General features: G+C 39.1%; 13 protein-coding genes. 8 read left to right on the top strand and 5 right to left on the bottom strand.

Going from position 1 to position 12,227, the window contains the following annotated elements; translation table 11 throughout:
• The first annotated feature begins 9 nt into the window (after positions 1-9).
• Both BLP52_RS10210 and BLP52_RS10205 read left to right on the top strand, forming a co-directional pair.
• On the top strand, positions 10-1,182 hold the full coding sequence (locus BLP52_RS10210) for a cysteine desulfurase family protein (RefSeq protein WP_091710364.1): 1,173 nt from the start codon (positions 10-12) through the stop codon (positions 1,180-1,182).
• 9 nt (positions 1,183-1,191) lie between these two features.
• Positions 1,192-1,827: an iron-sulfur cluster assembly scaffold protein gene (locus BLP52_RS10205; protein ID WP_091710363.1), complete on the top strand. Its 636-nt coding sequence runs from the start codon at positions 1,192-1,194 to the stop codon at positions 1,825-1,827.
• Between the two features lie 30 nt (positions 1,828-1,857).
• Here the strand turns inward: BLP52_RS10205 and BLP52_RS10200 are convergent, their stop codons facing one another.
• A complete protein-coding gene (locus tag BLP52_RS10200) occupies positions 1,858-2,331 on the bottom strand; it encodes a hydrolase (protein WP_091710362.1) in 474 nt (157 codons plus the stop codon).
• Between the two features lie 168 nt (positions 2,332-2,499).
• On the opposite strand from BLP52_RS10200, the gene BLP52_RS10195 reads away from it, so the two are divergent.
• From BLP52_RS10195 to BLP52_RS10185, 3 genes are all read left to right on the top strand, one after another.
• Positions 2,500-3,036, top strand: coding sequence for a DUF2284 domain-containing protein (locus BLP52_RS10195; protein ID WP_091710361.1), 537 nt, complete (start codon positions 2,500-2,502; stop codon positions 3,034-3,036).
• Positions 3,037-3,108: 72 nt separating this feature from the next.
• A complete protein-coding gene (locus BLP52_RS10190) occupies positions 3,109-3,927 on the top strand; it encodes a ribonuclease III family protein (RefSeq protein WP_091710360.1) in 819 nt (272 codons plus the stop codon).
• A gap of 196 nt (positions 3,928-4,123) precedes the next feature.
• Entirely contained in the window at positions 4,124-4,672 is a 549-nt protein-coding gene (locus BLP52_RS10185) for an LbetaH domain-containing protein (RefSeq protein ID WP_091710359.1), read from the top strand.
• Positions 4,673-4,865: 193 nt separating this feature from the next.
• Here the strand turns inward: BLP52_RS10185 and BLP52_RS14430 are convergent, their stop codons facing one another.
• Together BLP52_RS14430 and BLP52_RS10175 are read right to left on the bottom strand one after the other, a co-directional pair.
• Complete coding sequence (locus BLP52_RS14430; RefSeq protein ID WP_154717848.1) at positions 4,866-5,090, bottom strand: hypothetical protein; 225 nt, start codon at positions 5,088-5,090, stop codon at positions 4,866-4,868.
• Between the two features lie 609 nt (positions 5,091-5,699).
• Entirely contained in the window at positions 5,700-6,128 is a 429-nt protein-coding gene (locus BLP52_RS10175) for an NTF2-like N-terminal transpeptidase domain-containing protein (RefSeq protein WP_091710357.1), read from the bottom strand.
• A gap of 110 nt (positions 6,129-6,238) precedes the next feature.
• Here BLP52_RS10175 and BLP52_RS10170 point away from each other — a divergent pair, with 110 nt between their 5' ends.
• A complete protein-coding gene (locus tag BLP52_RS10170) occupies positions 6,239-6,466 on the top strand; it encodes a MarR family transcriptional regulator (protein WP_091710356.1) in 228 nt (75 codons plus the stop codon).
• Between the two features lie 114 nt (positions 6,467-6,580).
• Here BLP52_RS10170 and BLP52_RS10165 read toward each other — a convergent pair whose 3' ends face one another.
• Positions 6,581-8,305: a thiamine pyrophosphate-binding protein gene (locus BLP52_RS10165; protein WP_091710355.1), complete on the bottom strand. Its 1,725-nt coding sequence runs from the start codon at positions 8,303-8,305 to the stop codon at positions 6,581-6,583.
• Between the two features lie 235 nt (positions 8,306-8,540).
• Positions 8,541-9,059, bottom strand: coding sequence for a DUF4386 domain-containing protein (locus BLP52_RS10160; protein ID WP_091710354.1), 519 nt, complete (start codon positions 9,057-9,059; stop codon positions 8,541-8,543).
• Between the two features lie 304 nt (positions 9,060-9,363).
• On the opposite strand from BLP52_RS10160, the gene BLP52_RS10155 reads away from it, so the two are divergent.
• Entirely contained in the window at positions 9,364-10,641 is a 1,278-nt protein-coding gene (locus tag BLP52_RS10155; protein ID WP_154717847.1) for a pentapeptide repeat-containing protein, read from the top strand.
• Between the two features lie 78 nt (positions 10,642-10,719).
• Positions 10,720-12,222 carry a Fic family protein gene (locus tag BLP52_RS10150; RefSeq protein ID WP_091710352.1) on the top strand — a complete coding sequence of 501 codons (1,503 nt, stop codon included), beginning with the start codon at positions 10,720-10,722 and terminating at the stop codon, positions 12,220-12,222.
• Positions 12,223-12,227: the final 5 nt, after the last annotated feature.

Here is a 12,227-nt window from a genome sequence, read left to right as displayed (position 1 = left end):
GAGTGAAACATGTTAAACGAAATGATTTATCTTGATAACTCAGCCAGTACCCGTCTGGATGAAAGAGTTCTGGATGCAATGAAACCATATTTCTTTGATACTTATGCAGTAGCAACATCTGAATTTGGATATTCAATGGGAATTGATGCAAAAGAAGGTCTGCAAGAAGCCAGAGGAATAATTGCAAACTCATTGACTGCCACACCGGAAGAAATTGTTTTCACATCCGGTGACACTGAATCAAGTAACATGGCAATAAAAGGCGTATGTGCTGCTCTGAAGAAAAAGAAAGGACAACATATTATCGTCTCAAAAATAGAGGATTTTCCGGTACTTAACACTGCAAAGAATCTGCAAAAGCAAGGATGGGATGTGGATTTCATAAGTGTTGACTCAGAAGGGATACTTGACCTTGATGAACTTAAAAGCAAGATACGTGATGATACAATTCTTGTTTCAGTGCAACATGGAAATCAGGAAATTGGCACACTTCAGGACATCGCTGCAATTGCAAAGATATGCAAAGAAAAAGATGTGCTTTTCCATACAGATGCCACACATAGCTACATGCGGGTTCCCATTGATGTGAGCCAAATCCCTGTCGATATGATCACCATGTCAGCTCACACTATTCATGGACCAAGAGGAGTTGGTGCATTATATGTACGCAAGGGAACACCACTTGAAAAATGGATGGATGGGGGTTTCCAGGAATCAAACCGTCGTGGTGGTCTTGAAAATATTCCCGGAGCAGTGGGTTTTGCTAAAGCTGTGGAACTTGTAACAGATAAAGAAACAGAGTTTCTGGCTTCAATGAGAGATTACACTATAAAGAGAGTCTTCGAAGAGATCCCCCATGTCACACTGAACGGAAACAAGAAACAGAGAACCCCGCAGAATGCCAATATCACCTTCCATTACGTAGAAGGAGAATCCATGACCCTGCACCTTGATATGAGAGGGTTTGCAGTGAGCACGGGCTCTGCATGTTTCAGTCGTTCACTGGAAGCCAGTCATGTAATTCTGGGCATCGGTGGCGACCATGAAAGAGCACACGGTTCTATCAGATTCACATTCGGACGCTATAATAGTATGAATGATGTGGACGCTGTGGTAGACGCGATAAAAGAGATAGTTAAGCAGCTCAGGGAAATTAGTCCCCTGTACAATAAAGAGGCATGAGGTGAGAACATGAAATTTCCGTACACAGAAAAGGTACTTGAGCATTTTAAGAATCCACGTAATGTAGGTAAGCTGGAGAATCCGGATGGAAAAGGACTGGAAGGAAGCCCAGCCTGTGGTGACATGGTTGCTGTTTACTTGCAGGTAAATCCCGACACGCAGGTGATCGAGGATATAAAATTCGAATCATATGGATGTGCTTCTAATATTGCAACAGCTTCCATAATAACCGAACTTGCAAAAGGTAAGACTATTGAAGAAGCAAAGAAGATAAGCTGGCAGGAGGCTACCGAAGAACTGGGAGGACTTCCACCTGTAAAAGCTCACTGTTCCGTGCTTGCAGTAGAAGGCCTTCGTGCAGCCATAAGAGATTATGAGGAAAAGCATGGCCTTGTAAGCGAACAGGAACCAACAACTGTCGATGTTATCAGAAGCAGATTGAAGCATGTGATGAATCCAATGGCCGGCCTTGATATCATCAGAACCGAACTGGTCACTAAAATGGAGATCAATGACGGTATTGTCAGGATACTTATAGACCTTCCATCCAACCATCAGTTTGCAGCAAACATCAAAGAAGAGGTCATCGAGAAGATCGAATCCCTCTGGGATGTAAAAGAGGTAAATGTTGTCTTTACTGAATAAGACAACATTTTGTTCATTTTTCTTTTTCACTTAATCTCTGCTCTCAATCTCTGCTATAATTACAACGTAATTTTTTCCATGTTTTTTTGCACATTTCGGACAGGTAGTATACCACATGAACCAGTTGGTAATTTCATAACCCAGTTCCTTTGCGTAAATTTCAAAGTCATCGCACCATTTTTTAGTATCCTTGAATGGACCTTCATAAACTTTGCTTAAGAACTTTCCACTCAGCAGTACATTACTGGCATCAGAAATGTGTTTATTAACTGCAAGATACACATCCATATTCCATTTTGATGTATGGTCTGAAAGACAAAGATTTTCAGGTATTCCTGCACCTGCATCCCTGATCTTTCTATCAAGTTTCCTCATTACTCTGCCAAAATTAACTGGCATATAGAAAAGCGTTAACACTTTGTCTTTTATGAATTTCTTGTTATTCCACTCGATTACTTTTCCATCCCAAGGTGTTGGATCAAATCTTGGACAGCATTCCTCCATGACATCACCCCAATTCTATTAATTTAAGTTCTAGCATACAAATATAAAAAGCAGTGTGTTTTAATTCCGGAGATTTCTCGAAGATGTCCCGGATAAATGGACAGATCATTGTGACTGGCAGCATTGCGATTATTTTTTAAACAATTATGTTCAATTGAATATTATAAGATGAGAACAGAAGCACAATCACTATTGAATAAGGCAGAAGAACTGGGACTCTCAGCTTACATGCTGGATGCATCTGACATAGATGTTGAGAACCGTGCCAGACTGAAATGTGCTTACGGATGCAGAGGTTATGGAAAAAGACTGAGCTGTCCGCCACACATTATTTCCATCGATGAGTTCAGGAAGATACTCAGTGAATATAGTTCTGCGATTTTGCTTATAGAAGAGCATGATACATCAGCAGAAGATGATATATTCAAAGCATGGTCCAGATTACGTAAGGGTTCTTTTCACAAAATGCTGGAACTTGAACATATGGCTTTCAGGCATGGTTTTGTTTATGCTCAACTGCTGCGTCCGGGTGCATGCAATGAATGTGATATCTGTGGCGATTTATGTAATAAACCGGAAATCAGGCGATTTCCACCTGAAGCAGTGGGAATAAATCTATCAGAGCTTATGGAAAAGACCAGCGTAGAAATGAAGTACTGTAACTTTGATAGGGTTAAATGTGTTGGAATACTTCTTCTGGAATAAGCCGGTTTTAGGCAGATTTCAAGCAGGCTTCCAGAAAATAAGAACTATTATGATGAAAAATGAGGGGAAAAAGTGAGAGTTTATTCTGACCTGAGTGTCAATGACGATGACCTTGAAGAGTTCCAGGAAATCATTGGTTTCAAATTCAAAGACAAAAGCTACCTTATACAAGCACTCTTGCATGGTTCACTTTTTAGCGGAGATAAGGAAAAACTGAGTGCTTTCAGGAAAGTTAACGGGCTGGAGAATAAAGACTACGAGAAACTTGAATACCTTGGAGATTCAGTTCTCGGACTTATAATTGCAGAACATGCATTCCATGACAATAGCATAAATGAGTATGCCAGGTCAAAAGGGCTCACTATCGAAGGAGTTGCTACTAAAATAAGGACAGTGCTGGCTTCTAATGAGAGTCTCAAACCTGTAGCCAGAAAAATAAAACTTTCCCGCTTCGTCCTTTCTGAAGAACATGTTAACATCGACGGGAAACTATCCGACATCATGGAAGCACTTATTGGTGCCATATATGTTGACGAAGGAGGGGACAATATAAGCGGGAATAGTGAAACAAAAGGAAACTATTCTGCTGCAAAAGATTTTGTTTATCGGTTCTTTGATATTGACAGTGCTCTGGAAAGAATAGCGGGCTCTAATCCAAAGGGCATGATACAGGAACTATTCCACCAGAATGGACTTGGAAATCCATGCTACAGAGTTCTTGAAGAAAACGGACCAGATCATGAAAAGCAATTTACAGTTGGGCTCTTTTTAAAAGATAAGTTACTTGCAATTGGTTCAGGGAAAAGTAAAAGTAATGCTGAGAAAGCTGCTGCTGAACTGCATTTAAAGCATTTGAAAGATAAAACATCTGAAACTTCCGATGTGGAATAAAATCCATTTGATATTGTTTTTTTAATGCACGATAAGAATTCATATAGTCCACCAGCCTTAGCAATAAGTATAAATAAATTGTCATTATTTATCATGATAATGTTTCGACTAGTAGTCACTATAAATGTGCAGAAAAAGGAGTAGATTTTATCTGCATATTTGAAACATGCATTAAATTGAAGGTGGTAATAAAAAGATGCTTTATCCAAACCCCAAAAACCAACATCCAAAGATCAGTGAAACAGCATGGATCTCTGAAAATGCAGTCATCGTAGGTGATGTTACTATAGGAGAAAATGTTTACGTGGCTCATAATGTTATAATCAGAGCTGATGAACCCGGGTCATCCATTGTTATTGGAGATAATTGCAATGTTCAGGATGCTGTGATCATACATGGACTTGGAGGGTCAAAAGTCGATGTTAAAAATAATACGTCTCTTGCGCATGGTTGTATCGTACACGGACCATGCACGATAGGAGAAAGATGTTTTGTGGGATTTGGAGCAGTTGTTTTTGACTGCAACATAGGTGATGATGTGGTCATACTTCATAACTCGACAGTCCGTGCAGTGGACATACCTTCATGTAAGGTTGTAACTGATGGACAGGTTATTACTGAACAGGCCATGGTTGAAGGACTTGAAGATATATGCCATGACCTTAAAAAATTCAAGACATCTGTTATAAATGCAAATCTTAAACTTGTAGAAGGATACACCAATCTGGCACAGGACACAGCTTGAGAGCTGATATTACACCTGAAAAGACTATCTGTAAAAGGTATATGTTAACAGATACCGGAAAAGAAATTTGGCAAAGACTACAACAGTACCCACTGAACTCTTTCTGTAAGACTGACACTGTTAACGTTTGAAATGGGCTTTGTCCATTTGTTTTTCTTTTTTAATGAAACTGAAGAAGAGCTTTAAACAGCATTTATACACAAACTTCCCCTATCGATAGAGGAGATTCTCTATACTTACTATATAAATCAATATCAAAAGTATTCCACAGTTGTAAATCTGTTCTGTGAGTTTCTGTGATATTGCCATCCAATGTTGCTTTTATTATGCATTCTTCACTGTGCCCTGAGGGAATGGAAAGTTTTAGTATCATCCATTCAGGTTTTGGCTGTGATATCCTTGTACCGGGTTCCATCATATATATATATTTCTTTGAATATGGAAGTATTATCTGAATCGAAAATCTCAATCATGACTTTGTGGTCATTTGCATCCTGATTAGCAATAGTACATAGGTTGGTAGGTTTCCCTATAAACAAAAATGGCATGACAATAGAAAGGAGAAGGAGAAACGCTACAATTGAAACTATGATCAATAATACAGATTTTCTTTTCATTAGACTCTCACACATAATAAATAAAATACATAGATGAATGATTTTATTACCTATGTATGATGAAAAGGATATAAATATTTGCACATAACTTGAAAATCAGGTTATAAATATTTTCAAGATATGCCATATTCCGGATTTATTAACAACGAATCTTCTTGCACAAATTCATGTAAACCTCATTTTTGTCCTTTTGCACAAGTTCTTCAATCCAGGCCATACCGCCACCTTGATCTATACGAAAAATCAGTTGATTGAAGAATTCAATTTCGTCGTCACTAAAGTAAATCATTTTTCCCATATTATATCCCTCTGTTATGAGAGAGAGATACTTTGGTTCTAATCGCATATATACTTCACATTGTAACTCTTAAGTATTACCCAAATAAGAAATGAAAAAAGAAACTGACACATTATGTCAGTACATATGGGAATTCTGTGAGCTTCCATTCATCTTCCTGTTTTACAAGGTCAATCTCTTTTGTAACCTCATTGTATTCAGGTTCAACTTCAATGAATTTCTCAAGTGAGAACTTGATAGCAACAGACGATTCATTAACAAGTACATCAACAACTGCTGTATTATCACTGATATACTCATTGCTTACTTCTATGAACTCATATTTATCTGGATTCACATCCTTGCAGATATCGACAAAATCTGAAAGAGATGTATCTTCTTTATAGGCTGCTGACATCATCTCATAGCATGTGTCATATTTTTCCTGACTGAATTCTGCTGCAAAGTTCTCCACAGTCTTTGTTGGAGTGCTACCGATACCTGCACAGCCTGCAGTCATAAGAGCGAGTGTTACAATTAAGATCAGCATTTGTTTTTTCATAACTACACCTTGTTTTTAGTTGTATTGTAAGAAATGTTGTTTCTTTTAGTATAAATGTGCAGTTGTACACAAAAAGAAATAGAGAAATGCCTGGGCAAGTTCAGGGTGCTATGTCTGATGAAGAAGTGATTGCATGGATGTTCGGTATTGACAGACGTCTTATTGTCCCCAGGTCCATGAAAAACCACCCAATCCTTAAAGTATCTGATATTGTTCAGGAAACAAACAGGTCTATACAGAACATAAGCCGGGCACTCAAAGAGTTCAACGAAAAAGGATTCATAATGTGTCTTAATCCTGAAAAAACCACCTGGAAAAGCTCGAAGACATTTATTTAGATCCAAATTAAGTGAGAGGATGCTAACGTTTGGGTCAGCTTTCCTCTTTTACCTCTCAGTTTCATTTCAAGACTTATGCTTTTTTTAGTTTCAGTTCCAAATATCCACATCTTATTAGGAACCATCTGAAACCTGCTTAATATACGGACCAAGTATCATGTCTTTGTAAGCGCCACCAGCCGGAACCTTCGGATAAAGAACTTCTTCCCTGTCCGTGCAGATCTCAAGGAAACATGGTCCTTCTGAATTCAGGAAAGCTTCCATTCCATCTTTCAGGTCTTTCCTGTCAGATATCCTTTCTGCAAAAGCAAAACCGAAAGACCCTGCGATCTCAGCGAAGTGAACATCCTTTGGTCGCTGTGTTCCGGTCCTTTTACCATCATAAGCTGCGTCCTGCAGGTTCAGGACCATTCCGTCACTCCTGTTGTTCAGCATGAGTATCTTAATCGGAAGGTTCAGTGATGCAATTGTGTGCAGTTCTCCAAGATTCATCCTCAGGCTGCCGTCACCATCAATTGCTATAACCCTTGCATCAGGATTGGCATAATGGACACCGATTGATGTTGGCATGGAGAAGCCCATTGTTCCAAAGGAACCTGAACTCATGAAGGACTTTGCTTTCTGCATTGGAAGATGCTGTGCTGCAAGCATCTGGTGGTTGCCGACACCTGTGGTTATCTTTGTGTTACCATCGATATAGTTAGACAACAGCGACATGACCTCAGCAGACTGGATATGATCGGACTGCCGGTTGTAATCCAGTGGCCAGGACCTCTTCAGGAATCTGGCACGCTCCTGCCACTTCAAAATGTTCAAAGCGATGTTGTGCTTTTTAGCATAATTCAACAGGTCCATAATGACTGTGGCAGCATCTCCGATAAATGAGAATTTAGGTCCTCTTTCAATCTTTATCTGGTGCATCTTCTCGGGATTGATATCGATGTAGGCTATGTCTGTGCCTATTGCAAAACCGACCTTTTCCGCAACCCTGTCATCCCAGCGAACACCGATGGCGAAGAAGAAATCATTCTCCTGTATGAGCATGTTCGCATAGGGTGTTCCGAACATCCCGAGCATTCCGAGGTTGAGGTCATCCCGGCCATCGAGGACTCCTTTTGCCATGAGAGTGTTGACTGAGGGTATCCTGAAGTAATTATTGAACTCACGGATTGCATGACTTCCGGCTTCAGAATTGAGACCTCCTCCCAGATATAGAAGCGGTCTTTTTGAGTTCAGGAACAACTGGAAGAATTCCTCGCATTGTTCTTCGCAGAGATGGCGGTCATCATGGTAGCTTTCTTCGAACCTCATGATGTTCATGTCCTGGTATTCGTGCATTTTCTGCTGTTTGTCCAGTGGTATATCTATGACAACAGGCCCTGGTTTTCCGGATTTTGCAAAAAAGTAGGCGTCCTTAATTATTGACTCGAGGTCATCGTCGTTTGAGACCAGCATGACCTTCTTGGCGGCTTCACCGAAGATGCCCTGGACATTGATATGCTGGAATGAGTCGGTGCCTATCTTATGCTCAGGGACCTGCCCTGCAAAGACCAGCAGGGGAATGCTGTCACCATAGGCATCGGCAACACTTGTGAGTGTGTTGGTTATTGCAGGTCCGGATGTGACTATGGCAACACCGACCTCGTTGCTTGACCGGGAATAACCGGCTGCACTGAAGGCTGCTGACTGCTCGTTGGAGTTGATGACTATATCGATGTCACTCTTTTCAAGGGCATGGAATACCGGAAGTATTGCCGCTCCGGTGTAACCGAATATTTGTTTGACCCCGAGGTCCTCCAGACTTTTAACTAATATTTCTGCTCCATTCATTTCTTCCATTGTAATTCTCCGTGAAAGAAACGATCCCGGCACAGGATACACTAATCAGTAAAGTAACCAAAAAACAGTGCACTTGAGCCAGAAAAGTTTCGATTATCGTGCTCAAGCGTTTAACACTACCACTACTAAGGACACAGACACTAAAGTCACAGTGTGAGTTGTGGTAGGGTTTGACATTAACTTAGGATTAGAGGAAGTGATATTTAAGGCTATTGAATAAAATCCCCATTCGCAATCAATTCCGGATTTCTCTTGCACCCACAAAGGTTATCCATAACACCCAGATAATTTCCCCCATAGTGAAGATATCAACAAAGGAGGGCACATATCCTATCAGGAAATATGAGACCGTTGCTCCCAGGTATCCTAAGGATCCGACATATAACAGGTATCCTATCCATTTTGGGAACATTCCCGATCTGATAACTAACGTGCCGATAGGTATAAGCCACAGTCCCCAGAAGACCTCTGCTAAGTGTATTGCATCGGGAATGAATAGTGCCATCAATGAGAAAGGAACTCCTAAAAGACCGAATATAACTATCAGCGATGCCTGTTCCTTGTCGGTATCCATGAATAATTTATACAGCAATAAAGCAATCACTATCTGAAACACCTGTACAACGATCTGACCCAACTGACCAACTTTGAAGAGTGTAGAGTCGCTGGCGAGTGTCGGTGCATATAGCAATGAAAACATGCTTATGACAGTCCACACCGGATAAAGAATTCTAAGTTTGTTTATGGTCTTCATAATAATGTTTTTGCTGGGTTGGCATATATGTTTTTGGTTATGGGTAAAATTGGTGTTGTGAGGTGAGTAGAAATTCCGGCACAAGATACATTATTTATAAAGTAATCACAAACAGCGTACTTGAACCAGAATTGGTTTGATTGTCTTGCTCAAGTGTTTAACACTACCACTAGTACAGGTACTTCAGGTAAGGTAGGAGTTATGGTAGAGTTTGATATTAGTAAGGATTGAAAGAGATATCATTAAAGGATTATTATTGTTTTTGAGTAGTTAATTTGAAATATATTGATACATTTGTTTAATTGTGACTTCCGACAATAATAGAAAATTAGCAAAAACAATCCTATTTAGTCTATTATTTACCTTCACCGTCTTTATACTAAGTTTCAACCTTGTTGGAAATGAATACTTAATTTTATTTTCTTATATGCATAATCACATTACAAAAATATCTATAATACTGCTAATAGCCGAATTTGTTATTGGGTTTATCTACATAAAATACATCAACAGAGCTCTACTCCCTGAATTAAAATTAAAAGCTATTGAGTCTAAATTGTCTGCTTTCTTGTCAAATTACAAAACAACCATTATGATTACCTTGTTTGTAATTTCAATTATTTTACTATGGAAAGGTCCAGCTATTCAATTGGAGAAATATAGCTATAATCTTAACAGTAAAGAACTAGCTGAGCTTGAAAATGCATTTAGAGTAACATTGGTTCAAATACTTGGTGGTATTGTTTTATTTGCTGGAGTTTATTTTACTTGGAGAAGAGTATCTGCTACTGAAAAAAATGTGTTGATTCTTGAAGAAGGCCAAATTACTGAACGTTTCACCAGAGCAGTTGAACACTTAGGTAGTGATAAAACTGAAATTAGACTTGGTGGAATATATGCATTAGAAAGAATTGCCAAAGATTCTGAGAAAGATCACTGGTCAATTATGGAAATATTAACTGCGTATATCAGAGAAAATTCACCTCGTAAATTGGCAGATGACTCTGGAATCGATGACATTCTTCCAATAGAAATTAGATCGATTATTGAGGTTATCAATTGGAGAAATAATGAATCTGAAAATGAACATAATGTCCTTGATTTTAGTTATTCTTATTTGCAATATGCTAATTTCAATTCTTCAAAACTAAAATATGCATCTTTTGTTGATAGCTATATCTGGGGAGGTAAATTTGTAGAGGCTGATTTGGAAAGATCTACATTTCTATTTGCGGAATTAAACAATTCTGATTTGTCAAATGCAAATTTAACAGAATCAATATTTGTTGAGGCTGATTTGACAAACACAATAATTAAAAATGCAAGTGTAAAAAATGCACAATTTGCAGGAGCAACTTTTAAAAATGCAGACTGCCAAAAGACTAGCTTTGAAGGGACATATTTTTCGAACGCAAATTTTGAAGAAGCTGATTTAAGAGAAACTGACTTTAGAAAAGCAAGAGGCTTATCTGTCAAGCAGTTGATAAAAGCCAAAACTCTTTATGAAGCAAAATTTGACGAAGACTTGCTTAGACAATTGAAAGAAAAAGCCCCATATCTTTTTGTAAAACAAAATGACTAATTCGTTTTACTATAAAATAGTTCAAATATTCATAATCAATAAATCTTTAATCAATTCCCATCATGGAAGTAACTTCAAATGAATAGGCTCACCATCTTCATCAGCAGTGTCCAGAAAGAGTTTGCAGACGAACGCAAATCTCTATTTGAGTTTATTAGTGGTGACGCTTTGCTCAGGCGTTTCTTTGATGTTTTCATGTTTGAGAATCTGCCTGCAATTGACAGGAAGGCAGATGAAGTATATCTGGATGAAGTGAAACACTGCGACATCTACATTTCTCTGTTTGGTGAACAGTATGGCTCAGAAGATGACGAAGGACTTTCACCTACTCAGAGGGAATTTGACAAAGCTACTAAATTATCCAAACCAAGATTTGTTTTTGTGAAAGGTAGCAGTTCTGTTGTAAGGCATCCTAAAATGGAGAAACTTATATCCATAGCCGAAAAACAGCTAGTACGCCGCCGTTTCTCAAGCCAGCCGGAACTGAATGCTTCTGCCTATGCAGCATTAGTACAATATCTTGAAGACAAAGGATCAATAATTACCGGACCTTTCGATGCATCTGCGTGTCCTGATGCAACACTTGAAGACATTTCTCCGGAAAAGATTAACTGGTTCATTGCAAGAGCACGGAGTGCCAGAGAATATGCACTCCATGAAAATATCTCCGTTTCAGATGCCCTGAAACATCTCAACCTAATGGATAGGGAAATGCCATCAAACGCTGCAATACTTCTGTTTGGCAAATCACCTCAGAGATTCTTAATAACATCTGAAGTAAAATGTCTGCATTTTCACGGTACGGAAATTCAGAAACCTATCCCATCCTATCAAATTTATAGAGGAACAGTCTTTGATCTTGTAGACCAATCCGTAGATTTTGTGATGTCAAAACTTACACGTTCCGTAGGCACAAGAGATCAGGGACCGGAAGCTCCAGTGGAATATGATATTCCACAGGCGGTTGTAGCTGAAGGAATTGTCAATGCTATTGCACATAAGGATTATACCAGCAACGCAAGTGTACAGGTTATGCTATTTGCCGACCGCCTTGAAATATGGAACCCCGGAGGGTTGCCACCATCCTTATCTCTGGAAAGTCTGCGCAAACCTCATGCATCTCACCCTGCCAATCCTCTTATTGCTGAACCCCTGTTTCTGGCAAAATATATTGAAAAAGCAGGAACAGGTACACTGGACATGATTCAGCTTTGCAAAAAACACGACCTTAACGAACCGGAATTCATATTGGATGATGGTTCTTTCGTGCTTGTCCTTCGCAGAAAAAGTAAAGCTAACGAAGTCACCACGGAAGTCACCACGGAAGTCACCACGGAAGTCACCACGGAAGTCACCACGGAAGATATTCTGGTTAATACCATCGTTGGTGAAATGACTAGAAAAGAACTTCAGGATGCTCTAAGCTTGAAAAATAGTGAACACTTTAGAAAACACTATCTTTTGCCTGCACTGGAATCTGGAATTATCGAAATGACCATTCCGGATAAACCCACAAGCCGTATGCAAAAATACAGGTTAACTAAAAAAGGTCAGATTCTGAAAGCAAAAAATAAGAGATAGAAATC

It is taken from the genome of Methanolobus vulcani, assembly GCF_900100715.1.
In the GTDB taxonomy this organism is placed as follows: Archaea; Halobacteriota; Methanosarcinia; order Methanosarcinales; family Methanosarcinaceae; genus Methanolobus; species Methanolobus vulcani.
Note: the sequence above shows the minus strand (reverse complement) of the source record. Positions and strands in the feature narration are given on the sequence as shown.

Bases quoted from the DNA above. Each gene is read 5' to 3' on its own strand.
- BLP52_RS10210 (WP_091710364.1), top strand. From the start codon at position 10: ATGTTAAACGAAATGATTTATCTTGATAACTCAGCCAGTACCCGTCTG.
- BLP52_RS10205 (WP_091710363.1), top strand. From the start codon at position 1,192: ATGAAATTTCCGTACACAGAAAAGGTACTTGAGCATTTTAAGAATCCA.
- BLP52_RS10200 (WP_091710362.1), bottom strand. From the start codon at position 2,331: ATGGAGGAATGCTGTCCAAGATTTGATCCAACACCTTGGGATGGAAAA.
- BLP52_RS10195 (WP_091710361.1), top strand. From the start codon at position 2,500: ATGAGAACAGAAGCACAATCACTATTGAATAAGGCAGAAGAACTGGGA.
- BLP52_RS10185 (WP_091710359.1), top strand. From the start codon at position 4,124: ATGCTTTATCCAAACCCCAAAAACCAACATCCAAAGATCAGTGAAACA.
- BLP52_RS14430 (WP_154717848.1), bottom strand. From the start codon at position 5,090: ATGATGGAACCCGGTACAAGGATATCACAGCCAAAACCTGAATGGATG.
- BLP52_RS10175 (WP_091710357.1), bottom strand. From the start codon at position 6,128: ATGAAAAAACAAATGCTGATCTTAATTGTAACACTCGCTCTTATGACT.
- BLP52_RS10170 (WP_091710356.1), top strand. From the start codon at position 6,239: ATGTCTGATGAAGAAGTGATTGCATGGATGTTCGGTATTGACAGACGT.
- BLP52_RS10165 (WP_091710355.1), bottom strand. From the start codon at position 8,305: ATGGAAGAAATGAATGGAGCAGAAATATTAGTTAAAAGTCTGGAGGAC.
- BLP52_RS10160 (WP_091710354.1), bottom strand. From the start codon at position 9,059: ATGAAGACCATAAACAAACTTAGAATTCTTTATCCGGTGTGGACTGTC.
- BLP52_RS10150 (WP_091710352.1), top strand. From the start codon at position 10,720: ATGAATAGGCTCACCATCTTCATCAGCAGTGTCCAGAAAGAGTTTGCA.